We start from the raw sequence: 23,943 nt of genomic DNA on the forward strand, positions 1-23,943 counted from the left end.
CCCTGGCGGGGCTACGCTGGCGGCCGTAGGGATTCGGCCCTGTCCGAATGTTCCGGGACGGGGGCTGCGTGGGGTTCCACTACCGGTTCGGGCCGGCCGACCTGCTCCGCTGCCGGTTCGCGATCTCCCCGCTCTGGGAGACGCAGGAGGCCGTACGGGTCCTGCTGCGCCCGCACCGGCAGGCGTACCACCTGCCCTGGCTGAGCCGGGTCCGGTCCGCCGCGGCCGGCCTGGACCTGCGTCCGCTGTGGCTGCTGATGCCGAGGAAGGGGCACAACCCGGACCTGCTGAGCCCCGCCCCGACCGGTCCGGAGGTCACCTTCGGGGAGGAGCTGGCCCGGGTGCGGGCGGCGGCCGGCGATCCGGAGGCCGCCCGCGAGGACCTGCGGCGGTCGCTGGTCTGCACCCCGGGGGCGGTGGACGGCGACATCGGGCGGCGGATGCTGGCGGACCCCGCGCGGGCGGTCGGGGAGCTGGCCGATCTGTACGAGCGGGCGTGGGAGCTGCTGATCGCCCCGCACTGGACCCGGCTGCGGGCCCTGCTGGAGGCGGACGTGCTGTTCCACTCCCGCCGGCTGGCGGCGGGCGGGCTCCAGGCTCTCCTCGACGGGCTCCACCCGGACCTGCGGTGGTGCGGGCAGGAGCAGACCCTGACGATCGAGCGCCCCTCCCACCACGACCGCGAACTCGGCGGGCATGGGCTGCTGCTGATACCGAGCGCGTTCGTCTGGCCGGAGGTGGTCGGCGGGTTCGACCCGCCCTGGCAGCCGGCGCTGGTGTACCCGGCCCGGGGCATCGGCGGGCTGTGGACGGCCGCGGCCGGTCCGGCGCCGCGGGCGCTGGCGGGGCTGCTGGGGCGGGGCCGGGCGGAGGTGCTGTGCGCGCTGCACGAGCCCGCCTCGACCACGGCGCTCGCGCACCGGCTGGGGCTGGCCCCCTCGACGGTGTCGGCCCACCTGAAGGCCCTCCGGGCGGCGGGCCTCCTCCTCCCGTTCCGCCGGGGCCACCAGGTCCTGTACGAGCGCACCCCGCTGGGCATCGCCCTCGCCGCGGGCTCCGCCGGCTGATCCGGGGGGCGGTGCCGCGGCCGTCCCGGGTCCCGGGGTGCCGCTGCGCCGGGCGGCGGGGGTCAGCCCCGGGTTCCCCGCCGGAGGCCGTGGCGGACGGCCCGCTGCGTGAGCGGGCCGAGGCCCTCCAGGACGCCGGCCAGCGCGGCCAGTTGCTCCAGCGCGTCCAGCGCCCGCCCGGCACCCTCCGGGTCCACCCCCTCGTACAGCTCGATGCCGACGAACGACGCGGCCGTGGCCCGGGCCAGCCCCGCCGGATCGGCGAAGCCGGCCAGCGGGGTCGCCGCCAGCAGCCGCCCCAGCACCGCCTCCAGCTCCTCGATCCACAGCCCCAGCCCGGCGGCGGTCGCCGCCGCCAGCGAGGGCGAGTTCTGCCCGGCGGCGAGGAGCTGCCCGAGCATGGCGACGTACCCGGCGGCCCGCTCCTCGGCGTGCATCTCGCGGGCGAACTCCAGCAGCTCGGGCAGGCTGCCGAGGGCGGCGAGCCGGTCGCGGTACCGGTCGACCCGCTGTTCGGCCCCGTACCGGCAGGCGGCGGCGAGCAGCTCGTCCACCGAGCCGAAGTGGTAGAAGATCAGCCCCTGTCCCACCCCGGCGGTGGCCGCGATGGTCCGGGCCGAGGCCTTGGCGATGCCCTGTTCGACCAGCGTGCGCAGGGCCCCTTCGAGGAGCTTCTCCTTCGTGGCCGCACTGCCCGCGCTCACGCCCGGACCTCCTCGCGGACGGGCCGCAGGTCGCCGCGGACGCCGTGCGCGCGGGCGTCGACGTACTCGGCGGTGAAGGAGCCCTCGTACCCGAAGAGCGGGCCGAAGCGGCGGTTGACCACCCGTACCCGGATCCGGAACCGGCCGGTGGCGTCGTCGAAGGACTCGCGCACCTCCGCGTCGCCGCCGATCAGCTCGGGCACGCGGACGTCGACGGGGCCCTCGCGGAAGCGGTGCTCGCCGGAGCGGATGAGCAGCGAGCCGTCGGGTTCGGCGCTCATGTGCAGGTCGCTGGCGAGGTGCTGGTGGGTGCCCAGGTAGTCGAGGACGCAGTCGCGTTCGGGGCTGTGGACCATCGTGGCGTCGAACCGGCGCGGCCCGTCCGGCAGCAGGAAGGTCCGTACGAAGGTGACGGTCTCCCGCCCGAAGGAGTCGGTGTAGGGGAGGTTCTCGATGACGAAGGGGACGTTCCGCCCTTCGCGCGGGACCAGGATGTTGCGGGTCCCGCCGAGCCGGAGGAACGGCTTCACGAAGCTGCGGCCGTGCCAGATCCGCTCCATGGTGCCCCGCCCGACGCAGCCCTCGCCGCTGTCCAGGCCGACGGAGAAGCGGCGCTGGATCTGCGGGTGCAGACGGTCGAAGTCGGCGCCCATGTGGGCCCGGAAGATGGAGGTCACGACGGCTCCAGGGTGGTCAGCAGGCTGGGGGCGGTTGCGGTGGTGCGGCCGGGCGGCGTGCGCAGGCAGCGGCGGGCGGCCGGGGTGCCGGGCAGCGGCGGCAGCAGCAGCGCGGCGGCGAGGACGGGCAGGGCGGCGGCGAGCGGGGCGCAGGCGAGGACGGCGGCGCAGAGCAGCACCCGCAGGGCGGTCTCGGCGAGGGCCCGGGCGAGGGCCCGGCCGGGCGGGGTGCCGCGTTCGCACCACAGCCGCAGCCGGTCGAAGGACCAGGCGGTGCCCCAGCCCATGAGGGGACGGAACACCAGCCGGTCGGCGAGGGCGCCGAAGCGGCCCCAGCGCGGCCGGTAGTCGTAGCCGGTGAGGAAGCGGATCCCGTCGGGGCCGGGGACGTAGCTCCAGTAGCCGCTGCCCACGGCGAGGAGGGACAGCGGATGGTCCGAGGCGAAGCGCAGGGCCGAGACGCGGGTGCCGTCGGGGCGGTGCCGTTCGCCGGCGGAGATCCCGGTGCCGGCGACGGAGAGGAAGGGCAGGACGCGGGTCGCGTACCGGAAGCGCTGGGGCTCGCCCTCGGCGCGCGGCAGGTAGTCGATGGAGGTGAACCTCAGGTCCCACCGCTGGTGCTGGGCCGGGTCCTGGCTGCGCTCCCAGAGCTCGTCCATCCCGGTGCGGATCACCGTCTCGACGTACAGGCCCATTCCGCCACCACCTCCCCCATCACCGTTTTGAGCGGTCGCTCAAAACGAAAGCTAGACGATTTTGAGCGGTCGCTCAACGACTTGAGCGACCGCTCAACTGTGAGCCCCGCCACATCCGGACGGGCCCCGGGCACGCGAAAAGCGCCCCCCGCCGACGGGCGGGGAGCGCTTTTCGGAAACGTTTCGACGGCGGTCACCGCGCGCCGCACATCGCACTTGGCCAGGCGTAATACGCGTCATACACTCCACGTGTGGCCAAGACCAGGATCAGCATCAGCCTTGAGGAGCACCAGGCCGACCGCATCAAGCGGCATGCCGAACGGGCGGGCCTGGATGTCTCCGCGTACCTCGTGCACGCGGCGACGCGGCAGATGGCCGAGACCGAGGCCATAGAGGATCAGTTCGCGAGCGTGGACGCCATCATCGCAGCGGCCGAGGCCGAGGCCGCAGGCCTCCCTTCGGAGGCCGTCGCGCCGGTCGGCGAGTTGACCGAGCAGGAGCGACGGGAGGTCGAATCCGCCCTCGACCTCGTCTACGGGCCGGACCGATCCGGCGCCCGCCCCGGAGAGGCCGCGTGAACGTGCGGGTCCCCGTCTACGACACGGGGATGCTGATCGCCCTGGCGGACCGCAAGGCCAAGCCGGCCCGCCTGCACGAGGCACTGAAGGCCACCCCTCACCGGGCGGTGGTCCTCGGGCCGGTGCTGGCCCAGGTATGGCGCCCGAATCCGGCACTCGTGCACGCGCTGGGCAGCGCCCTCAGGGACTGCACGGTGCCGCGGGCGCGCAGCTCGGCGCCGCCGATGCGCGAAACCAGGGCGGGCCGGCCTGAGTGCATCGCCTGCGCGACGGGCTTCGACCTGGCCGACTGGCACCGAATCGGCACCGTCCTGGGCCAAGCCCGACTCCCGACGAAGAAAAGGCCCGACGCGGTGGATGCCTGCGTCGCCCTGGCCGCCACGAAGCACGGCAGTGCAGTGATCTTCACCAGTGATCCGGAGGACATCGCCGCTTATCTCGCGGTGCTGAATCCGCCGGATGTGCACGTCCACGCCGTGTGAGCGTGTCAGCCCTCGGTCAGGTGCCGCTCCACCGTCTCGACCTTCGAGGTGATGCCGTCGGTGACGCCGGGCCGGATGTCGGCCTTGAGGATGAAGGAGACCCGGGGCGCCCGCTCCTCGACGGCGGCCACCGCGCGCCGCACCACGTCCATGACCTCGTCCCACTCGCCCTCGACGGTGGTGAACATGGCGTCGGTGCGGTTCGGCAGCCCGGACTCGCGCACGACTCGGACCGCGTCGGCCACGTACTCGCCGACCTCTTCGCCGACCCCCAGCGGGGTCACCGAGAACGCGACGATCACGCGTCCGCCGCCTGGCGCGCGCGGGCGGCGATGACGCTGTCGGTCTCGTCGCGCTTGAGCAGCTTGTCGCCGTACAGGCCGCCGAAGGGCAGCAGCGCGAGGACGAAGAACAGGGCGACCTTCTTCACCGGCCACTTCGCCTTGTTCCAGACGTCCAGCAGGAAGACCGCGTAGATGACGAACAGGATCCCGTGCAGGATCCCCAGCGGCATCATGAGGTAGTCGATGTCCGATACCCGGCTCAGCAGCGAGCCGAAGATCAGCAGGGCCGGGAACGACAGCGCCTCCGGAACGGAGATGAGGCGCAGCCGGTGCAGGGCGGAAGCGGTCTTGATGTCCACGTGGAACCTTCGGGGCCGGGTACCTGGGGTCCGTCCCAGTGTCTCAGCCGCCCTCCGCGATCTTCCCGCGGGGCCCCGGATCCCCCGAAGCCCGGTGATTGTGGCGGATATCGGCCCACCAGGCCCTGTTCGGCCCGGCCCGCTGCCGATACCTTCGTCCCCGTGGCTCAGTTCAGACTCCAAGGCAGCAAGGTGCTCGCCGTCGACCTGACCGGTGACGCCGTGAAAGCGAAGAACGGCGCCATGGTCGCGTACGACGGCCAGATGGCCTTCAAGAAGATGACCGGCGGCGGCGAAGGCCTCCGCGGAATGGTGACCCGCCGGCTGACCGGCGAACAGATGACCGTGATGGAGGTCCAGGGGCACGGCACCTGCTACTTCGCCGACCGGGCGAGCGAGATCAACCTCGTGAACCTGCGCGGCGAGAAGCTCTACGTCGAGTCCAGCAACCTGCTGTGCACCGACGCCGGCCTGCGCACCGGCACGACCTTCACCGGTCTGCGCGGCGCCACCACGGGCAACGGGCTCTTCACCACGACCGTGGAGGGCTCCGGCCAGGCGGCGATCATGTCCGACGGTCCGGCGGTGGTGCTGCGCGTCAGCTCCCAGTACCCGCTGTCGGTCGACCCGGGCGCGTACATCGCGCACACCGGCAACCTCCAGCAGTCCTTCCAGTCGGGGATCAACTTCCGGACCCTGATCGGCGAGGGCTCCGGCGAGGCGTTCCAGATCCGCTTCGAGGGCGAGGGCCTGGTGTACGTCCAGCCGAGCGAGCGCAACACGATCGGGGGTGACGTCTGATGCCGTTCCGCGAGATCAACTCGAAGATGGTCGAGGCCCAGGTGGTCCCCGGCCAGAAGATGTACAGCCAGCGCGGGGCGATGCTCGCCTACCGGGGCGAGGTCTCCTTCACCCCGAGCATCACCGGCGGCCAGGGCGGCGTCATGGGCATGATCGGGCGCCGGGTGGCGAACGAGCAGACCCCGCTGATGACGGTCGAGGGCAGCGGCACGGTGATGTTCGGCCACGGCGGCCACCACATCCAGGTGATCAACCTCCAGGGCGAGACGCTGTACGTCGAGGCCGACCGGCTGCTCGCCTTCGACGGCACCCTCCAGCAGGGCACGATGTTCATGGGCTCGCAGGGCGGCGTCATGGGCATGGTGCGCGGCCAGGTGACCGGCCAGGGCCTGTTCACCACCACCCTCAAGGGCCACGGCGCGGTCGCCGTGATGGCCCACGGCGGAGTGATCGAACTCCCCATCACCCCGAACCGGCCGGTCCACGTCGACCCGCAGGCGTACGTGGCCCACCACGGGGACGTCCGGAACAAGCTCTCCACCGCGCTCGGCTGGCGGGACATGGTGGGGCGCGGCTCGGGCGAGGCGTTCCAGCTGGAGCTGTCCGGCCAGGGCGCGGTCTACGTACAGGCCTCGGAGGAGAAGCTGTGAACTTTGGCCCCGTGAACCCGGGCCCGGGCGGCCCGACGGTCTTCGACCCGCACAGCCTGCCCTCCGACGACAACGTGAACGCGTACACCTTCTGCGTGGAGCTCAAGGGGAGCCAGTGGTTCCTGCAGAAGGGCAAGATGATCGCCTACTACGGGCGGATCGAGTTCAACGGCATCGGCAACGGCCGCTTCGACCGGCTGCTGCGCACCAGCTTCCACTCGCCGCTGCACGCCAGCGACTGGGTGGTCGCCGAGGGCCAGGGCAAGATGCTGCTCGCCGACCGGGCCTTCGACGTGAACTCGTACGACCTGGACAACGGCAACCTGACCATCCGGTCGGGGAACCTGCTGGCGTACCAGCCCACGCTGGCGCTGAAGCAGTCGATCGTCCCGGGTTTCCTGACCCTGATCGGAACCGGGAAGTTCGTCGCGGCGTCCAATGGACCGGTGGTCTTCATGGAGCCGCCGCTGCGTGTCGACCCGCAGGCGCTGGTGGGCTGGGCGGACTGCCCCTCCCCCTGCCACCACTACGACCACGGCTACATGTCGGGCGTGATGGGCGGCCTGCGCTCGCTGACCGGCATCGGCGGCACCTCCGGCGAGGAGCACCAGTTCGAGTTCGTCGGTGCGGGCACGGTCCTGCTGCAGTCGACCGAGCTGCTGATGGCCGAGCAGTCGGTGGGCGCGGTGGGCGCCGGGGCGGCCACGGGCAACGCCCAGGGCGTTCCGGGGGCCGGCCAGGGTCCGCTGGGGCAGCTGGGGGTGCCCCGGATGCCGGGGCAGCTGGGCGATCTCCAGCGGCGTCTCGGGCTGTGAGGTCCGCGGCCCGCACCGCCCGAATCCGATCTTCCTATTTTTGTACGTAATTCAACTTCTTAGGTAGAGTTCTTTCATGGAGACGATGGAGACCGAGACGGCCACCCGCTGGCTTACCGACGCCGAACAGTGCGCCTGGCGCACCCACCTGGACGTCAGCAGACTGCTGATGCACCAGCTGGAAAAGGATCTCCAGCCCTTCGGACTCACCAACAACGACTACGAGATCCTGGTGAACCTCTCGGAGTCGGAAGGCCTGCGGATGCGGATGAGCGACCTGGCCACGGCCACGCTCCAGTCCAAGAGCCGGCTCTCCCACCAGATCACCCGCATGGAGACCGCGGGCCTGGTCCGCCGGGTGAACTGCGAGTCCGACCGCCGCGGCCTGTACGCGGTCCTCACGGACGAGGGCATGGAGACCATGCGCAAGGTCGCCCCGCACCACGTGGCGTCCGTCCGCGAGCACTTCATCGACCTGCTGCCGCCGGAGGCCCTCCAGGCGCTGCGCGAGTCGCTGCGGCCGGTCGCGGAGCACCTGCGCGGCAACCGCGGCAAGATCTGAGCACGCGCCGTACACGTGTGAGAGGGCGGGGAGCCGAGGCTCCCCGCCCTCTCACGCGTTCCGCACCCCTCGGCCCCCGGCCCTCAGCCCTCGGCCAGGCTGTCCAGCAGCGCGTCCGCGGCCGCGTACGGGTCCAGCTCGCCGGCCGCCACCCGGGCCGCCAGCGCGTCCAGGTGCGCGTCCCCGCGCAGGTCGGCCAGGCGCCCCCGCAGCGCGGTGATCGCGATGGTCTCCACCTCACGGGCCGCCCGCGCGGCCCGGCGCTCGGCCAGCACCCCGCGCTCGTCCATCCACGCCCGGTGCTTCTCCAGCGCCTCGACCAGCTCGTCGATGCCCTGGCCCTTGGCCGCGACCGTCTTGACGATCGGCGGCCGCCAGTCGCCGGGCCCCCGGGTCTCGCCCAGGCCCAGCATGTGGTTCAGCTCCCGGGCGGTGGCGTCCGCGCCGTCCCGGTCCGCCTTGTTCACCACGTACACGTCGCCGATCTCCAGGATCCCCGCCTTCGCGGCCTGGATCCCGTCGCCCATCCCGGGCGCGAGCAGCACCACCGAGGTGTCGGCCTGCGAGGCGATCTCCACCTCGGACTGCCCGACGCCGACGGTCTCGACCAGGATCACGTCGCAGCCGGCCGCGTCCAGCACCCGGATCGCCTGCGGGGCCGCCCAGGCGAGCCCGCCCAGGTGCCCGCGGGTGGCCATGGAGCGGATGTAGACCCCCGGGTCGGAGGCGTGGTCCGACATCCGGACCCGGTCCCCGAGCAGGGCCCCGCCCGAGAAGGGCGAGGACGGGTCGACCGCGAGCACGCCGACCCGCTTGCCGGCCGCGCGGTACGCCGAGACCAGCGCCGACGTCGAGGTCGACTTGCCGACCCCCGGGGAGCCGGTCAGCCCGACCACGTACGCGCCGCCGGTCAGCGGGGCCAGGGCGGCCATCACCTCGCGCAGTTGCGGGGACGCCCCCTCGACCAGTGAGATCAGCCGGGCCACGGCCCGCGGCCGGCCCTCACGGGCCTGCGCCACCAGCGTGGGGACGTCCACCGTCGCCATGCGCTCGCCCCTACGCCTTCGGGACGCGGATCACGAGGGCGTCGCCCTGGCCGCCGCCACCGCACAGGGCCGCCGCACCGGTACCGCCGCCGCGCCGCTTGAGCTCCAGCGCCAGGTGCAGCACCACGCGGGCGCCGGACATGCCGATCGGGTGGCCCAGGGCAATGGCGCCGCCGTTGACGTTCACCTTTTCCGGGGTCACGCCGAGGTCCTTCATTGACTGCACGGCCACCGCCGCGAAGGCCTCGTTGATCTCGATGAGGTCCAGGTCGGAGACCTCCAGGCCGTCCTTCTTCAGGGCGTGCAGGATCGCGTTCGAGGGCTGCGACTGGAGGGAGTTGTCCGGGCCGGCCACGTTGCCGTGGGCGCCGATCTCGGCCAGCCACTCCAGGCCCAGCTCCTCGGCCTTCGCCTTGCTCATCACGACCACGGCGGCGGCGCCGTCGGAGATCTGCGAGGAGGTGCCGGCGGTGATGGTGCCGTCCTTGGCGAACGCCGGGCGCAGCTTGCCCAGGGACTCCGCCGTGGTCTCGGGGCGGATGCCCTCGTCGGCGGCGAAGATCACCGGGTCGCCCTTGCGCTGCGGGATCTCGACCGGGGTGATCTCGGCCTCGAAGACGCCGTTCTTCTGCGCGGCCGCGGCCCGCTGGTGGGAGGCGGCGGCGAACTCGTCCTGCGGGGCGCGCTCGATGCCCAGGCGGGTGTTGTGCTTCTCGGTGGACTCGCCCATCGCGATGCCCTCGAAGGCGTCGGTCAGGCCGTCGTAGGCCATCGCGTCCAGCATCTCGATCGCACCGTACTTGTAGCCCTCGCGGGACTTCGGCAGCAGGTGCGGGGCGTTGGTCATCGACTCCTGGCCGCCCGCGACCACGATGTCGAACTCCCCGGCGCGGATGAGCTGGTCGGCCAGCGCGATGGCGTCCAGACCCGACAGGCACACCTTGTTGATGGTGAGCGCGGGCACGTTCATGGGGATGCCCGCCTTCACGGCGGCCTGGCGGGCGGGGATCTGGCCCGCGCCGGCCTGGAGCACCTGGCCCATGATCACGTACTGGACCTGGTCGCCGGAGATCCCGGCCCGCTCCAGCGCGGACTTGATGGCGAAGCCGCCGAGGTCGGCGCCCGAGAAGGACTTCAGCGAGCCGAGCAGCCGCCCCATGGGCGTGCGGGCCCCGGCGACGATCACTGAGGTGGTGTTGTTCGTTCCGGACATGAGGCACAGCCCCTTGAGGATGAGGAGTGAACGAGGGTTTACCCGAATGTACTGAGCGGTACCCGCGCAGTCACCGGGCAGTCGGTGTGATCGCTGGCACGTTGCGTGACCACCCTCCTCGGCGGTGCACTGGTCCCATGCTGACAAGAATCGACCACATCGGGATCGCCTGCTTCGACCTGGACAAGACCGTCGAGTTCTACCGTGCCACGTACGGTTTCGAGGTGTTCCACACCGAGGTCAACGAGGAGCAGGGCGTCCGCGAGGCCATGCTCAAGATCAACGAGACCTCCGACGGCGGGGCCTCCTACCTCCAGCTCCTGGAGCCCACCCGCGAGGACTCCGCGGTGGGCAAGTGGCTGGCCAAGAACGGCGAGGGCGTGCACCACATCGCCTTCGGCACCGCCGACGTCGACGGCGACGCCGAAGCCATCCGCGGCAAGGGCGTCCGCGTCCTCTACGACGAGCCCCGCATCGGCTCCATGGGCTCCCGGATCACCTTCCTGCACCCCAAGGACTGCCACGGAGTCCTCACCGAGCTGGTCACCTCCAACCCCCAGGCCGGCGACCACTGACGCGATCGCCCCTCGTCACGGCACACCGCCGCCCGCGGTGTGCCGGCGGCGGCTCCGCCCCGATGACGGGCTCCACGTCAACGACGCTACGCCCCACGCGTGGACAGATTCATTCGAACATCGCAAATCCACGCATGGTGGGCCCATCGATCGGGACGTCTCACCCCCCGGGCCGGGGCCGCCCGGCAGCAGCGCACTGATGTCCCCATTCCCCGGCCGGTAGAGTGGCCATGGCTCGGCCGGGGTTCGGTGCGGAACGGGGTCGGGGCCGAGAGCCCTGCCCCGACATCTGACACCATTCCCCCGGGGGCGTCGTTCAGCGGGCGAGCGATGCTCATTTGGGAGTGAGCTTGCGACCAGGGGACGGATGGGACCGCGCTGTGCGGGGCTACGAAAGCCAGGAGAGCCATCAGGCCGAAGCCGACCATCTCACGCGCTTCGAAGCCGAGATGGAGCGGCTGAAGAAGGAGCGCGGGAAGGCCGTCCAGCACGCCGAGGACCTCGGGTACCAGGTCGAGGTGCTGCGCGCCAAGCTGCATGAGGTGCGGCGCGCGCTCGCGTCCCGCCCTGCCTACGACGGCGCGGACATGGGCTACCAGGCGGAGCAGCTGCTGCGCAACGCCCAGGTGCAGGCCGACCAGATGCGGTCCGACGCCGAGCGCGAGCTGCGCGACGCCCGGGCGCAGACCCAGCGCATCCTGCAGGAGCACGCCGAGCACCAGGCGCGCCTGCAGGCCGAGCTGCACGCCGAGGCCGTCAACCGGCGCCAGCGCCTGGACCAGGAGCTCAACGAGCGCCGCCAGACCGTCGAGGCGCACGTCAACGAGAACGTCGCCTGGGCCGAGCAGCTGCGCGCCCGGACCGAGTCCCAGGCACGCCGGCTCATGGAGGAGTCCCGCGCCGAGTCCGAGCAGGCGCTGAACGCCGCCCGCGCCGAGGCCGCCCGGACCGCCGAGGAGGCCCGCCGCCGGCTCGCCGCAGACGCCGAGGCCGCACGCACCGAGGCCGAGTCGGCACTGCTGCGCGCCCGCAAGGAGGCCGAGCGGCTGCTGGCCGCCGCCTCCGCGCAGGCCCAGGAGGCCACCGAGCACGCGGAGCGGCTGCGCTCCACCACCACCGCCGAGGCCGAGCAGACCCGGCAGCAGACCATGGACCTCGGCCGGGTCGCCGAGGCCCGCGTCCAGGAGGCCGACGGGGCGCTGCGCGCCGCCCGGGCCGAGGCGGAGAAGCTCCTCGCGGAGGCCAAGGAGAGCGCCGCCCGGCAGCTCGCCTCGGCAGAGTCCGTCAACGACCAGCGCACCCGCACCGCGAAGGAGCAGGTCGCCCGGCTGGTCGGCGAGGCCACGAAGGAGGCCGAGGTCCTCAAGGCCGAGGCCGAGCACGCGCTGGCCGACGCCCGCGCGGAGGCGGAGCGGCTGCGCACCGAGGCCGGCGAGCAGGCCCGTACGGCCGCCGCCGAGGACACGGCGGCGCAGCTGGCGAAGGCGGCCCGGACCGCCGAGGACGTGCTGAACAAGGCCTCGGAGGACGCCCGGGCGACGACCCGCGCCGCCTCCGAGGAGGCCGAGCGGATCCGCCGCGAGGCGGAGACCGAGGCGGACCGGCTGCGCGCCCAGGCGGCGGCCACGGCCGACGAGCTCAAGGGCGCCGCGAAGGACGACACCGAGGAGTACCGGGCCCGCACGGTCGAACTCCAGGAGGAGGCGCGGCGGCTGCGCGGCGAGGCCGAGCAGCTGCGCGCGGAGGCCGTCGCCGAGGGCGAGCGCATCCGCGGCGAGGCCCGCCGCGAGGCCGTCGGGCAGATCGAGGAGGCGGCGAAGACCGCCGAGGAGCTGCTCGGAAAGGCCAAGGCGGACGCCGACGAGCTGCGCTCCGGCGCGACCGCCGAGAGCGAGCGGGTCCGCGCCGAGGCCGTGGAGCGGGCCACCACCCTGCGCCGGCAGGCCGAGGAGACCCTGGAGCGGACCCGCGCGGAGGCCGAACGGCTGCGCGCGGAGGCCGAGGAGCGGGCCGAGGCCCTGACGGCCGAGACGGACGCCGCCGTACGGGCGCGCCGCGAGGAGACCGAGCAGGCCCTGGCGGCCAAGCGCGCCGAGGCGGACTCGGAGCTGGTCCGGCTGCAGTCGGACGCCGAGGCCCGGCTGACGTCGGCGGAGCAGACGCTGCGCGAGTCCCGCCTGGCGGCGGAGAACATCCGCAAGGAGACCACCGAGGAGAACGACCGGCTGCGCGCCGAGTCGGCCGAGCGGATCCGCACCTTCCAGGCGCAGGCGGAGGCGGAGTCCGAGCAGCTGCGCTCCGACGCCGCGCAGGACGCGGGCCGGGTCCGCGCGGAGGCCGAGCTGGTCTCCGTACGGCTGCGCGCCGAGGCGGAGGCCGAGTCCGAGCGGGTGCGCACCGAGGCGCAGGAGACCGCCGACCGGCTGCGCGCCGAGGCGAAGGCCGCGGCCGAGCGGGTGGCGGCGGAGGCCGCCGAGGCGCTGGCCGCAGCCCAGGAGGAGGCCGCGCGGCGCCGCCGGGAGGCCGAGGAGACCCTGTCGGCGGCCCGGACGGACGCGGGCAACGAGCGGGCGCAGGCCCGTGAGCAGAACGAGGAGCTGCTGGCGCAGGCCCGCAAGCGCTCGGAGGAGGCGCAGGCCGAGGCGGCCCGCCTGACCGAGGAGGCGGAGCGCCGCGCGGCGGAGCTGGTCGCGGCGGCCGAGGCCACCGCGCAGCAGGTGCGCGACTCCGTGGCCGGCCTGCACGAGCAGGCCGAGGAGGAGATCAGCGGCCTGCGCAGTGCGGCCGAGCACGCGGCGGACCGTACCCGCACGGAGGCGGAGCAGGAGGCGGACCGGGTCCGCGCCGACGCCCACGCGGAGCGCGAGCGGGCGGCCGAGGACGCCGCGCGGGTGCGCACCGAGGCCCGTGTGGAGACGGACGCGGCGAAGGAGCTGGCGGCGCGGACCGTCGGCGACGCGATCACCGAGGCGGAGCAGCTGCGGGCCGACACGGCCGAGTACGCGCAGCGGGTGCGCACCGAGGCGACGGACGCCCTGGCGGCGTCCGAGCGGGACGCGGCGCGGACCCGGGCGGACGCCCGGGACGACGCGAACCGGATCCGCGGCGAGGCGGCGGAGTCCCTGGAGGCCTCGCGCGCCGAGGGCGCCCGGGTCGTGGCCGAGGCCGAGGCGGAGGCGGAGCGCCTCACCGAGGAGACCCTCGCGGCGAACGCGGCGACGGTCACCGACGCCCAGGCGGAGGCGGACCGGCTGACGGCCGAGGCCGTCGAGGCGGCGGACGCCACCCGCGCCGAGGCCGCGGGCACCCTGGACGAGGCGCGCGCCGAGGCCAACCGGCTGCGCACGGAGGCCGCCGAGCAGGCGGACCGGCTCATCACCGAGGCGGCGTCCGAGGCGGACAGGCTCACCGAGGAGACCCGTGCGGCGAACGAGCGCACGGTCGGCGAGGCGGCCGCGGAGGCCGAGCGGCTGACGGCCGAGGCGGCACGGGTCCTGGAGGAGGGCGAGGCGCGGGCCGCCGCCCTGAAGACGCAGGCGGCCGACACCCTGGCCGCCGCCGAGCGCGATTCGGCGCGGATCCTGGTGGAGTCGCGCGCGGAGGGCGACCGGCTCGTCGAGGAGACCCGCGCGGCCAACGAGCGCACGGTCGCCGAGGCCGCGGCGGAGGCCGACCGGCTCGTCGCGGAGGCGGCGCGGACGCTGGAGGAGGCCCGCACCGAGGGCGGCCGGATCATCGGCGAGGCCACCGCGGAGGCGGAGCGCGTCACGGCCGCGGCCAACGAGACGCTGGAGGCCGCCGAGCGGGACGCCGAGCAGACCCTGGACGAGGCGCGCGGCGAGGGCAACCGGCTGCGCACCGATGCCGCGGAGCAGGCGGACCGGCTCATCACCGAGGCGGCGTCCGAGGCGGACAAGCTCACGGAGCAGACCCGCAAGGACAACGAGCGCACGGTCGGCGACGCGGCCGCCGAGGCGGAGCGGCTGCGCGCGGAGGCGGCGGAGGCGCTGGCCTCGGCGCAGGAGCACGCGACCCGTACCCGGTCCGAGGCGGAGCGGGTGAAGGCGGAGGCGGCGACCGACGCGGAGCGCACCCGTACCGAGACGCGCGAGGAGTCCGAGCGGCTGCTGGACGAGGCCCGCGAGGAGGCCAACAAGCGGCGCACGGAGGCCGCCGAGCAGGTGGACCGGCTCATCACGGAGGCGGCCGCGGAAGCGGACAAGCTGACCTCGGACGCGGGCCGGCAGGCCCTCGCCGCCACCACGGCGGCCGAGGAGCAGGCCGACGCGATGGTCGACGCCGCCCGCAAGGAGGCCGCGCGCATCACGTCGGAGGCGACCGTGGAGGGCAACTCCACGGTGGAGAAGGCCCGCACGGACGCGGACGAGCTGCTGGTCGGCGCGCGTACGGACGCGGCCGCGATAAGGGAGCGGGCGGAGGAGCTGCGCTCCCGCGTCGACTCCGAGGTGGAGGAGCTGCACGAGCGTGCCCGCCGCGAGTCCGCCGAGCAGATGAAGTCGGCCGGCGAGCGCGTGGACAAGCTGGTCCGCGCGGCGACCGAGCAGAGTGCCGAGGCGGAGGCGAAGGCCAAGGAGCTGGTGTCGGACGCGAGCAGCGAGGCGAGCAAGGTCCGCATCGCGGCCGTGCGCAAGGCCGAGGCGCTGCTCAAGGAGGCCGAGACGAAGAAGGCGGAGCTGTCGCGGCAGGCCGAGAAGGTGCTCGCGGAGGCGACGGCGGAGGCGGAGCGGCTGGTCGACGAGGGCCGTCGCGAGCTGGAGGTCCTGGTGCGCAGGCGCGAGGACATTCAGGCGGAGATTTCCCGTGTCCAGGACGTTCTTGAGGCGTTGGAATCATTCGAGGCACCTTCGGGTGGCGGAAAGCCCGCATTGGGTGGCCAGGGCGCGGGGGGCGTGAGGGCCGGCGCATCAGCGGGTTCCACTCGTTCGGGTGGCAAGGTGTCAGAGGGGTAGTCAGAACACCGGATGTGTGCTTCTGAGGGAGGTTCAGTCGAAGGAGTGACAATCATTCCGTCGCCTTGCCACTCAAAAGGGGTGTCATTGTCCAGGGCAAACCCGGATTGACTCGATGACACGCCGCCCTGGCGCCTAGGATTCCCCTTAACACCTCACGTAGCACCTCATCGGTCTCATTCGACAGGAACCCCATGAGCGACACTTCCTCCCCCTTCGGCTTCGAGCTCGTGCGGCGTGGTTACGACCGCGGTCAGGTGGACGACCGCATTACCAAGCTGGTCTCCGACCGCGACAGCGCCCTAGGACGTATCAACTCTCTGGAAAAGCGGATCGAGGAGCTGCACCTCGAAACGCAGAACGCCCAGGCCCAGGTGAGCGACGCCGAGCCGTCGTACGCCGGTCTCGGCGCCCGGGTCGAGAAGATCCTGCGGCTGGCCGAGGAGGAGGCGAAGGACCTGCGCGAGGAGGCCCGTCGCGCGGCCGAGCAGCACCGTGAGCTGGCCGAGTCGGCGGCCCAGCAGGTGCGCAACGACGCCGAGTCGTTCGCGGCGGACCGGAAGTCGAACGCGGAGGACGAGGGCGTCCGCATCGTCGAGAAGGCCAAGGGCGACGCGGCCGCCCTGCGCGCCGAGGCCCAGAAGGACGCGGCCTCCAAGCGCGAGGAGGCCGACGCCCTGTTCGAGGAGACCCGCGCCAAGGCCGCCCAGGCCGCCGCGGACTTCGAGACCAACCTGGCCAAGCGCCGCGAGCAGTCGGAGCGCGACCTGGCCTCGCGTCAGCAGAAGGCCGAGAAGCGCCTGGCGGAGATCGAGCACCGGGCCGAGCAGCTGCGCCTGGAGGCCGAGAAGCTGCGTACGGACGCCGAGCGCCGGGCCCGCCAGACGGTGGAGACCGCGCAGCGCCAGGCCGAGGACATCGTGGCCGACGCCAACGCCAAGGCCGACCGCATCCGCAGCGAGTCCGAGCGCGAGCTGGCGGCGCTGACCAACCGCCGCGACTCCATCAACGCGCAGCTGACCAACGTCCGCGAGATGCTGGCGACGCTGACGGGCGCGGCCGTGGCGGCCGCCGGCTCCCCGATCGACGACGAGCCGGTCACCCGGGGCGTCCCGGCGCAGCAGAGCCGTTAGTACGCCCGCGCGTACGCCGCCGTCTACCCGCGGGTAGCGAAACCGGCACATCAGGGGCCGTATGTCACCTTTTTGAGGTGGCGTACGGCCCCTGGGCGTTCTAGCGTGGCCGCATGATCGAGCTTGAGGGCCTTACGAAACGATTCGGCGCGAAGACCGCCGTGGACAACCTCAGCTTCCAGGTCAGACCGGGGGTGGTGACCGGCTTCCTCGGCCCCAACGGGGCGGGCAAGTCCACGACCATGCGCATGATGCTCGACCTCGACCGCCCGACCGGCGGCACGGTCCGGATCGACGGGAAGCACTACCGGGACCTGCCGGAACCGCTGAAGCACATCGGGGCGCTGCTGGACGCGAAAGCCATGCACGGCGGTCGCAGCGCGTACAACAACCTTCTCTGCCTGGCCCAGTCGAACCGGATCCCGGAGCAGCGGGTGGCCGAGGTGCTGGACCTGGTCGGCCTGACGGCCGTGGCCAAGAAGAAGTCGAAAGGATTTTCGCTCGGAATGGGCCAGCGGCTGGGAATCGCCGCTGCCCTGCTGGGAGATCCGGAGATCCTCATGTTCGACGAACCGGTCAATGGTCTGGACCCCGAGGGAATTCTCTGGATCCGCAATCTTATGAAGGGGCTGGCATCGGAAGGGAGAACGATCTTCGTCTCCTCCCACTTGATGAGCGAAATGGCTTTGACCGCAGACCATTTGATCGTCATCGGACAGGGAAAGCTCCTTGCCGACATGTCCATGTCTGATTTCATCCACCAGAACTCCCGCAGTTACGTACGGTTGCGCTCGCCACAGCAGGAACGCCTCAAGGACGTACTGCACGAGGCCGGCATCAACGCGGTCAGCGTGCCCGCCACCGGCACCCTGGAGATCGACGGCGTCGAACCCGAGCGGCTCGGCGAACTCGCCGCCCAGCACCAGATCGTGCTGCACGAACTCAGCCCGCAACGGGCTTCACTGGAGGAAGCGTTCATGCGCATGACGGCGGACTCCGTCGAGTACCACGCCCACGCGCCGGGCGCGCCCGTGCCGGGGCCCGCGTGGGGCGCCGGCTTCGAGGCGCCGACCCGCAAGGGCGGTGAGTGAGGTGGCCTACTCCGCCGTCCTCCGGTCCGAGTGGACCAAGATCCGCACCGTCGCCTCGACCAGCTGGACCCTGGCCACCACGCTGCTGGTCACCGTCGCCATGGGCGCCGGGCTGTGCGCCGTGGTCAACGCGACGTTCGAGGACATGCCGAAGGCCTCGCAGATCACCTTCGACGCCACGCAGATGAGCTTCTCGGGGATGATGCTGGGCCAGCTGGCCATGCTGGTCTTCGGCGCGATGGTCGTCGGCAGCGAGTACGGGACCGGCATGGTCCGCACCTCCCTCGCCGCCGTGCCCCGGCGCGGCACCCTGCTGCTGGGCAAGGTCAGCGTGGCCACCGGCCTCGCCCTGGTCGTCGGCCTGGCCACCGGCTTCCTGTCCTTCTTCCTCGGCCAGGCCCTCCTCGGCGACCACAGCACCTCCCTCGGCGAGGAGAACGTCCTGCGCGCGGTGATCGGCGTGGGCCTGTACCTGGCCCTGCTCGCCGCGTTCGCCATCGGGATCTCGATGGTCCTGCGGAACTCGGCGGCCGCGATCTCGCTCCTGATCACCTTCGTCCTGATCCTGCCGATCGTCCTCAGCCTGGTCGACGCCACCCGCAAGATCGCGAACTACCTGCCCAACATGGCGGGCTCCGCGATCATGCAGACCGTCGCCTCGGCGGACGCCGACACCCCCTACGGCCCCTGGGGCGGACTCGGGATCATGGCGCTGTGGTCCCTGGCCGCCATCGCCGCCGGCTACCTCACCCTCGCGAAGCGGGACGCCTGACCGGCCCGCGGTGACGCGGGGTGTCCGTCTCACGACGGACGTCCCGCGTACTACGGGACATCCCCGGGTCGGATCTCAGGGGCAGCTCAGGGATCCGGCCCGGGAGGGAACCGCAGGAGCCTCGATATCCTCTTAAGGCGTACGCGGGCGAGAGCCGTCCCGGCTGGCAAGGGGCACAAGGATGATCGAGGCAGTCGGCCTGACCAAGCGCTTCGGCGCCAAGACCGCCGTCGACCAGCTGTCCTTCCAGGTCAAGCCGGGTCACGTGACGGGCTTCCTGGGACCCAACGGCTCCGGCAAGTCCACCACCATGCGCATGGTCCTCGGGCTGGACCGGCCCACCTCCGGCCGCGTCACGATCAACGGCCTCCCCTTCCGGGAGCTGCCGAACGCCCAGCGGCACGTCGGCGCCCTGCTCGACGCCAAGGCCGTGCACGGCGGCCGCCGGGCCCGCACGCACCTGCTGTCCATCGCCCAGCTCTCCGGGATCCCCGAGAAGCGCGTGGACGAGGTCCTCGGCGTGGTCGGCCTGCAGGACGCGGCCCGCCAGCGCACCAAGGGCTTCTCCCTCGGCATGGGCCAGCGCCTCGGCATCGCCGCCGCCCTGCTCGGCGACCCCCAGGTGCTGCTCTTCGACGAGCCGGTCAACGGCCTCGACCCCGAGGGCATCCTCTGGGTCCGCAACCTCATGCGGAAGCTGGCCGCCGAGGGCCGGACCGTCTTCGTCTCCTCGCACCTGATGAGCGAGATGGCCCTCACCGCCGACCACCTGATCGTGATCGGCCGGGGCCGGCTGCTGGCCGACATGAGCACCCAGGACTTCATCACGCACAACTCGGCCGGATTCGCGCGGGTGCGTGCCGCCGCCGGCCCCGCGGACGACGGCTCCGACGGCCGGACCACCCTCGCCTCCGCCCTGACCCGGGCGGGCGGCCGGGTCCTCCAGGAGCCCGACGGGGCGCTGCGCGTGACCGGGCTGGAACTGCCCCGCGTCAGCGACCTCGCGCACGAGGCCGGCGTACGCCTGTGGGAGCTCTCCCCGCACCGGGCCTCGCTGGAGGAGGCCTACATGCGGATGACGCAGTCCTCCGTCGAGTACACCTCCACCGAGGACCCCCGCGCCGAGCTGTGGGAGCCCGAGCCGCTGGCCGTCCCGGAGTGGGAGGAGGAGGCGGCCGTCCCCGCCGACACCGCGGCGAGCTTCTTCGCTCCCCCGCCGCCCGGATCCGGGCGCCCCTTCCTGATGCCGGGCAGCGCCGCCGATCTGGCCCGCGGCTCCGAGAACACCCCCGAGGAACACCGATGACCCCCACCCCCGCCGGCCCGCCCGCGGCGAGCGCGGAGCAGCCGCAGGCGTACAGCTCGCCGCTGCCCACGCCGCGGCCGCACCTGGGGCACGCCATCGCCTCGGAATGGACGAAGCTGACCTCCGTGCGCTCCACCCTGTGGACGCTCGGCTCCCTCGTGGCGCTGGTCGTCGGCGTCGGCATGGTCGCCGTGCTGCAGACCACGGCCGCCGACTACCAGTACCTCCCCTTCACCGGCCCCGCCCTCTTCGGGCTGATGGCCGGCCAGGTGTCGGTGATCGTGCTGGGCGTGCTGACGATCTCCTCCGAGTTCGGCACCGGCCTGATCCGCACCACCTTCACCGCCGCCCCCGAGCGGCTGCGGGTGCTCACCGCCAAGTACCTGGTCTTCGGCACCTGCGCGTTCCTCGTGACCCTGGGCTCGGTGCTGTTCGTCGGCCTGTGGGCCGCGATCCTGCACAACGGGCCCGCCGCCGGGACGCACGGCCTGAGCGACTGGACGGGCGCGGTCGCCGGCTCGTTCTACGTGACCCTGCTGGGGGTCCTCGCGCTCGCGGTCGGGGCGCTCGTACGGCACTCCGCGGGCGGGATCGCGGTCATGCTCGGCGTGGTCACGATGCCCCCGGTGCTCGGGGCGATACTGACCTCCTGGCCCGTCACCTCGTCGCTCGGGGGGCTGGTGCTCCGCTACAACGCCCCGGTGGGCCTGGTCCAGCTGTTCGGGCTGCAGGGCGTCGACATGGAGGGCCGGTCGGCCCCCAGCGACGTGGTCCAGCTCGTCCTGCTGCTGGTGGTGACGGCGGGCTCGGTCATCGCCTCGTACGCGGTGGTGCGCCGCCGGGACGTCTGACCGGCGGCCTAGTACCTGGGCGCGTTGCGGGACCGCTGCACCTTGGAGGTGCGGCGGTCCTTCGCGTTCCAGCAGGCCTTGTGCCAGTGCCGGCGGTCGTCGACGCCGCCGTACTCGGGCCACGCCACCAGGTGCGGGGTGCCGGAGGGGATCTCCTGGTCGCAGCCCGGGCAGCGGTAGCGCTTGCCCGCGGCGCCGGCCCCCGCGACGTGCCGGACCTTCCAGTCCTCGCCCAGGTACTCCTCGGTGCGCTCCAGGCCGAACCGGTCGAGGCCGGTGGCAGGTCGTTCGTCCGGAGTCTCGCCGCCCCTGGGGCGGTTGTGGCGCGGTGACACGTATACCTCACGAAGGGGCGGCCGACAGTGACTTTCTCCCAGACTACGCGCAGCGAGCCGGGGTACCCGCAGGGTGGCAGGTGGACGCAGTCCCTCCGCAGGGAGCTGGCCCGACAATCTCAATAACTTTCCTGTCAGGCCGTGCCTTTGGCACGTGTCAGACGTTGTTGCCAGCAGACGTCGATGCCGTCGACGAGTCGGTCCGCCTGGGGGAGGCCGCGTCAGCCGCGAGGAGGCTAAGGGCGATGATGCGCGTAGGAGCGTTTGTACTGGCGGCCCAGTTCCCGGGTCAGGGACAGGGCGAGGCACTGCACCGGGCGGTGCGCACCGCCGAGGTGGCCGAGGAGTCCGGGCTGGACTCGGTCTGGCTCGCCGAGCACCACTTCGTGCCGTACGGGGTCTGCCCGTCGGCGGTGACCCTGGCGGCCCTGCTGCTGGGCCGGACCCGGCGGCTGCGGGTGGGCACGGCGGTCAGCGTGCTGCCGAACACGCACCCGGTGGCCCTCGGCGAGCAGGCGGCCCTGCTGCACGTCACCTCGGGCGGCCGGTTCACCCTGGGGGTGGGGCGCGGCGGGCCGTGGGTGGACCTGGAGGTGCTCGGAGCCGGCCTGGAGGCGTACGAGACCGGCTTCCCGGAGGACCTCGACCTGCTGCGGCGCTGGCTGGCGGAGCCCCGGGTGGAGGCGGCCGGCCCGCGGCACTCCTTCCGCGAGGTGGCCGTCGTACCGCGGCCGTCCGACGCGCTGGACGGTGACGGGACGGGGCCGGAAGTGATCGTCGCCTGCACCTCCCCGGCGTCGGTACGGCTGGCCGCGGAGCGCGGGCTGCCGATGCTGCTGGGCATGCACTGCGGGGACGAGGAGAAGGCCGAGCAGGTCGCGCTGTGGCGGCGGACCGCGCTGGCGCACGGGCACTCGCCGGAGTCCGTACGGGCGGCCGGGCACGTGTCGGCCGGGGTCTGCCAGCTGGCGGACCGCTCGGCCGACGCGCGCGAGACCCTGCTGAAGTCGATGCCGGGCTGGTTCCGCCAGGGCCTGGACGCCCATGTGACGGTGGACGGCCGGCAGCGCGCGATGCGGGACCCGCACGCGTACACGGAACTGCTGTGCAACCTGCACCCCGTCGGCAGCCCCGCCCTGGCGGCGGACCGGCTGGCGCAGACCTCTCAGCGGACGGGCATCACCCGCTTCGCCCTGCTGACGGAAGGGTCCGGTGACCTCGCCGCCACGGAGGACAACGTCCGCCGTCTCGGCTCGGAGGTCCTCCCCCTGCTGATGTGACCCCGTACGGGGCCTGGGGCTGCCGCTCCTGTGCCAGTCGCACCTCCCGCGACACGGAGCGGCAGCGGAGTACCGGTACTGCTAGCAGTCCCGAAGTTCCGGGGACTGGTTGAGCAGCTGGCCGCGGATCGAGGTGAACTTGGCCAGCCGGTCGTCCACCGAGGAATCCAGCGGGAACACGGCCACACGGTGGCAGTTCTGGAACGCCAGGCGCACCCCGAAGTGCCGCTGCAGCGCACCCCGTATCGCGTCACTCGCGAGCGCGCGCAGCAGCTGCCCGCGCGCCTGCTCGTCCGGCGGCGGCGTCTGGTTGTCGGCGAACTCTCCGCCCTCAACCTCCAGCTGGGCCACCAACGAGCTGATCATCTCCCATGCGTAAGGCAGGGAGGTCCGGACGCAGTCGACGAAGGCGGCTTCGTCGACCTCGCCTCGCTCGGCCTGTTCGAGTAGGGCCGGTGAGACGTCGAGCGACATGGGTTCTCCTCTCGTGACCCAGGCAGTTTGGGCTGCCTGAGTCCTACGGGCAGGGAGGGAGGCCGCGACGCAGTGTGCACGCTCGACAACCTCCCGCTCACCACGGTAGGCGCCCACCGGGTGGCGCACCAGGAGAATGCGCATACAACGCGCCATCGGCGAACGGGGCTTTCAGGGGCGAATCGCGTGGAGGCCCGTCGGTCGAGTAGCGTTGCCGACCATGCGTCTCGTCATTGCCCGCTGCTCCGTCGACTACGCGGGCCGGCTCACCGCCCATCTGCCCTCGGCACCCCGTCTGATCCTCGTGAAGGCCGACGGCAGTGTCTCGATCCACGCGGACGACCGGGCGTACAAACCGCTCAACTGGATGTCGCCTCCGTGCACCCTCAAGGAGGGGACGGGGGACGACGCGAACGTCTGGACCGTCGTCAACAAGGCGGGCGAGAAGCTCATCATCACCATGGAGGAAGTCCTCCACGACTCCTCCCACGAGCTGGGCACGGACCCCGGCCTCATCAAGGACGGCGTCGAGGCGCACCTCCAGGAACTGCTGGCCGACCGCATCGACACGCTGGGCGAGGGCTACACGCTGATCCGGCGCGAATACATGACGGCGATCGGCCCGGTCGACATCCTGTGCCGGGACGCCTCCGGCGCGACGGTGGCGGTGGAGATCAAGCGGCGCGGCGAGATCGACGGCGTCGAGCAGCTGACCCGGTACCTGGAACTGCTGAACCGCGACCCGCACCTGGCCCCTGTCCGGGGTGTGTTCGCGGCGCAGGAGATCAAGCCGCAGGCGCGGGTTCTGGCCAATGACCGGGGGATGGACTGCGTGGTCCTCGACTACGACGCCCTCCGCGGCATCGAGGACGACAAGCTCCGCCTGTTCTGATCCTTTTGACGCGCCGCTCGCACGGCTCGGCCGCGAGCGGCCTCCCCGGCTTCGCGCCGCTGCGCCGGACTCCGTCCGGCGGGTGCCGGGCGGGGCCCCGCCCCTGTCCCTTGCCACCTGTGGCCCGTCGTTCCTCCCGGCCCTCTGAGCCCCTCCGGCTCGGGGGGCCGTCGTCGTACGCGGCGGCCGCTGCGCGGGGCTGGTCCCCTACCCGCCCTTCCACCGTTCCCCGGGCGCTGCCCGGACCCGCGCCTCAAGCGCCGGCGGGGCTGGAAAGACCCCGGTCCTCAAACGCCGGACGGGCCATTCATAGCCCCGCCGGCGTTTGAGG

At 72.6% G+C, this 23,943-nt stretch carries 25 protein-coding genes; 16 read left to right on the forward strand and 9 right to left on the reverse strand.

The window, feature by feature from the left end:
• Positions 1 to 68: 68 nt before the first annotated feature.
• Positions 69 to 1,067 (forward strand): DUF5937 family protein, encoded by a 999-nt coding sequence (locus tag ACQKM2_RS24030; protein ID WP_427713002.1) that lies wholly within the window; start codon positions 69 to 71, stop codon positions 1,065 to 1,067.
• 62 nt (positions 1,068 to 1,129) lie between these two features.
• On the opposite strand, the gene ACQKM2_RS24035 is transcribed toward ACQKM2_RS24030, so the two are convergent.
• Genes ACQKM2_RS24035 through ACQKM2_RS24045 form a run of 3 tightly spaced genes read right to left on the reverse strand, consistent with a single transcriptional unit; the run spans position 1,130 to position 3,143 of the window.
• Positions 1,130 to 1,771 (reverse strand): TetR/AcrR family transcriptional regulator, encoded by a 642-nt coding sequence (locus ACQKM2_RS24035; protein WP_427713005.1) that lies wholly within the window; start codon positions 1,769 to 1,771, stop codon positions 1,130 to 1,132.
• Positions 1,768 to 2,448: a DUF4166 domain-containing protein gene (locus ACQKM2_RS24040; RefSeq protein ID WP_427713007.1), complete on the reverse strand. Its 681-nt coding sequence runs from the start codon at positions 2,446 to 2,448 to the stop codon at positions 1,768 to 1,770. Before ACQKM2_RS24040 ends, ACQKM2_RS24035 begins: the two co-directional genes overlap by 4 nt.
• Positions 2,445 to 3,143: a hypothetical protein gene (locus ACQKM2_RS24045; protein ID WP_427713008.1), complete on the reverse strand. Its 699-nt coding sequence runs from the start codon at positions 3,141 to 3,143 to the stop codon at positions 2,445 to 2,447. The genes ACQKM2_RS24040 and ACQKM2_RS24045 overlap by 4 nt, the downstream gene beginning before the upstream one ends.
• A 251-nt stretch (positions 3,144 to 3,394) precedes the next feature.
• Between ACQKM2_RS24045 and ACQKM2_RS24050 the strand changes: the two genes are divergently transcribed.
• On the forward strand, positions 3,395 to 3,721 hold the full coding sequence (locus tag ACQKM2_RS24050) for a hypothetical protein (RefSeq protein WP_427713010.1): 327 nt from the start codon (positions 3,395 to 3,397) through the stop codon (positions 3,719 to 3,721).
• Positions 3,722 to 3,750: 29 nt separating this feature from the next.
• Positions 3,751 to 4,203 carry a hypothetical protein gene (locus ACQKM2_RS24055; RefSeq protein ID WP_427713012.1) on the forward strand — a complete coding sequence of 151 codons (453 nt, stop codon included), beginning with the start codon at positions 3,751 to 3,753 and terminating at the stop codon, positions 4,201 to 4,203.
• Between the two features lie 5 nt (positions 4,204 to 4,208).
• Here ACQKM2_RS24055 and ACQKM2_RS24060 read toward each other — a convergent pair whose 3' ends face one another.
• Both ACQKM2_RS24060 and ACQKM2_RS24065 read right to left on the reverse strand, forming a co-directional pair.
• Complete coding sequence (locus tag ACQKM2_RS24060) at positions 4,209 to 4,505, reverse strand: MTH1187 family thiamine-binding protein (protein ID WP_427713013.1); 297 nt, start codon at positions 4,503 to 4,505, stop codon at positions 4,209 to 4,211.
• Entirely contained in the window at positions 4,502 to 4,846 is a 345-nt protein-coding gene (locus ACQKM2_RS24065; protein WP_427713015.1) for a DUF3817 domain-containing protein, read from the reverse strand. Before ACQKM2_RS24065 ends, ACQKM2_RS24060 begins: the two co-directional genes overlap by 4 nt.
• 162 nt (positions 4,847 to 5,008) lie before the next feature.
• Between ACQKM2_RS24065 and ACQKM2_RS24070 the strand changes: the two genes are divergently transcribed.
• The 4 genes from ACQKM2_RS24070 to ACQKM2_RS24085 all read left to right on the forward strand — a co-directional run bounded on the left by ACQKM2_RS24070 (position 5,009) and on the right by ACQKM2_RS24085 (position 7,674).
• The gene (locus ACQKM2_RS24070) at positions 5,009 to 5,647 is read left to right on the forward strand and encodes an AIM24 family protein (RefSeq protein ID WP_427713018.1); all 639 of its coding nucleotides are present in this window, start codon (positions 5,009 to 5,011) and stop codon (positions 5,645 to 5,647) included.
• A complete protein-coding gene (locus ACQKM2_RS24075) occupies positions 5,647 to 6,297 on the forward strand; it encodes an AIM24 family protein (RefSeq protein WP_042801807.1) in 651 nt (216 codons plus the stop codon). Before ACQKM2_RS24070 ends, ACQKM2_RS24075 begins: the two co-directional genes overlap by 1 nt.
• Complete coding sequence (locus tag ACQKM2_RS24080; protein WP_427713021.1) at positions 6,294 to 7,112, forward strand: AIM24 family protein; 819 nt, start codon at positions 6,294 to 6,296, stop codon at positions 7,110 to 7,112. Before ACQKM2_RS24075 ends, ACQKM2_RS24080 begins: the two co-directional genes overlap by 4 nt.
• Before the next feature lie 85 nt (positions 7,113 to 7,197).
• The gene (locus ACQKM2_RS24085; RefSeq protein WP_405983000.1) at positions 7,198 to 7,674 is read left to right on the forward strand and encodes a MarR family winged helix-turn-helix transcriptional regulator; all 477 of its coding nucleotides are present in this window, start codon (positions 7,198 to 7,200) and stop codon (positions 7,672 to 7,674) included.
• 83 nt (positions 7,675 to 7,757) lie between these two features.
• On the opposite strand, the gene meaB is transcribed toward ACQKM2_RS24085, so the two are convergent.
• Together meaB and ACQKM2_RS24095 are read right to left on the reverse strand one after the other, a co-directional pair.
• Positions 7,758 to 8,720, reverse strand: coding sequence for a methylmalonyl Co-A mutase-associated GTPase MeaB (meaB, locus tag ACQKM2_RS24090; RefSeq protein WP_427713024.1), 963 nt, complete (start codon positions 8,718 to 8,720; stop codon positions 7,758 to 7,760).
• Between the two features lie 10 nt (positions 8,721 to 8,730).
• Positions 8,731 to 9,933: an acetyl-CoA C-acetyltransferase gene (locus tag ACQKM2_RS24095; protein ID WP_362459634.1), complete on the reverse strand. Its 1,203-nt coding sequence runs from the start codon at positions 9,931 to 9,933 to the stop codon at positions 8,731 to 8,733.
• Between the two features lie 137 nt (positions 9,934 to 10,070).
• On the opposite strand from ACQKM2_RS24095, the gene mce reads away from it, so the two are divergent.
• The 7 genes from mce (at position 10,071) to ACQKM2_RS24130 (ending at position 20,631) form a co-directional block, all read left to right on the forward strand.
• Positions 10,071 to 10,508, forward strand: coding sequence for a methylmalonyl-CoA epimerase (gene mce / locus ACQKM2_RS24100; protein WP_427713026.1), 438 nt, complete (start codon positions 10,071 to 10,073; stop codon positions 10,506 to 10,508).
• Between the two features lie 380 nt (positions 10,509 to 10,888).
• Complete coding sequence (scy, locus tag ACQKM2_RS24105; RefSeq protein ID WP_427713028.1) at positions 10,889 to 15,478, forward strand: polarized growth protein Scy; 4,590 nt, start codon at positions 10,889 to 10,891, stop codon at positions 15,476 to 15,478.
• 194 nt (positions 15,479 to 15,672) lie between these two features.
• Entirely contained in the window at positions 15,673 to 16,611 is a 939-nt protein-coding gene (locus ACQKM2_RS24110; protein ID WP_007266614.1) for a hypothetical protein, read from the forward strand.
• 113 nt (positions 16,612 to 16,724) lie between these two features.
• Positions 16,725 to 17,702 carry an ABC transporter ATP-binding protein gene (locus ACQKM2_RS24115; RefSeq protein ID WP_427713030.1) on the forward strand — a complete coding sequence of 326 codons (978 nt, stop codon included), beginning with the start codon at positions 16,725 to 16,727 and terminating at the stop codon, positions 17,700 to 17,702.
• Positions 17,695 to 18,474, forward strand: a complete 780-nt coding sequence (locus ACQKM2_RS24120) for an ABC transporter permease subunit (RefSeq protein WP_427713033.1) — start codon at positions 17,695 to 17,697, stop codon at positions 18,472 to 18,474. The genes ACQKM2_RS24115 and ACQKM2_RS24120 overlap by 8 nt, the downstream gene beginning before the upstream one ends.
• A gap of 181 nt (positions 18,475 to 18,655) precedes the next feature.
• Positions 18,656 to 19,780, forward strand: coding sequence for an ABC transporter ATP-binding protein (locus ACQKM2_RS24125; protein WP_427713035.1), 1,125 nt, complete (start codon positions 18,656 to 18,658; stop codon positions 19,778 to 19,780).
• On the forward strand, positions 19,777 to 20,631 hold the full coding sequence (locus ACQKM2_RS24130) for an ABC transporter permease (protein ID WP_427713037.1): 855 nt from the start codon (positions 19,777 to 19,779) through the stop codon (positions 20,629 to 20,631). The genes ACQKM2_RS24125 and ACQKM2_RS24130 overlap by 4 nt, the downstream gene beginning before the upstream one ends.
• A gap of 8 nt (positions 20,632 to 20,639) precedes the next feature.
• Here ACQKM2_RS24130 and ACQKM2_RS24135 read toward each other — a convergent pair whose 3' ends face one another.
• Positions 20,640 to 20,966 carry an ATP/GTP-binding protein gene (locus tag ACQKM2_RS24135; RefSeq protein ID WP_427713039.1) on the reverse strand — a complete coding sequence of 109 codons (327 nt, stop codon included), beginning with the start codon at positions 20,964 to 20,966 and terminating at the stop codon, positions 20,640 to 20,642.
• A 248-nt stretch (positions 20,967 to 21,214) separates the two neighbouring features.
• Between ACQKM2_RS24135 and ACQKM2_RS24140 the strand changes: the two genes are divergently transcribed.
• Entirely contained in the window at positions 21,215 to 22,246 is a 1,032-nt protein-coding gene (locus tag ACQKM2_RS24140; protein ID WP_427713057.1) for an LLM class flavin-dependent oxidoreductase, read from the forward strand.
• A gap of 81 nt (positions 22,247 to 22,327) precedes the next feature.
• Here the strand turns inward: ACQKM2_RS24140 and ACQKM2_RS24145 are convergent, their stop codons facing one another.
• Positions 22,328 to 22,720, reverse strand: coding sequence for an SCO5389 family protein (locus tag ACQKM2_RS24145; protein ID WP_007266607.1), 393 nt, complete (start codon positions 22,718 to 22,720; stop codon positions 22,328 to 22,330).
• A 220-nt stretch (positions 22,721 to 22,940) separates the two neighbouring features.
• Here ACQKM2_RS24145 and nucS point away from each other — a divergent pair, with 220 nt between their 5' ends.
• Entirely contained in the window at positions 22,941 to 23,612 is a 672-nt protein-coding gene (gene nucS / locus ACQKM2_RS24150) for an endonuclease NucS (RefSeq protein ID WP_362459659.1), read from the forward strand.
• Positions 23,613 to 23,943: the final 331 nt, after the last annotated feature.

Source organism: Streptomyces sp. NPDC004126 (assembly GCF_050275515.1).
Lineage (GTDB): Bacteria > Actinomycetota > Actinomycetes > Streptomycetales > Streptomycetaceae > Streptomyces.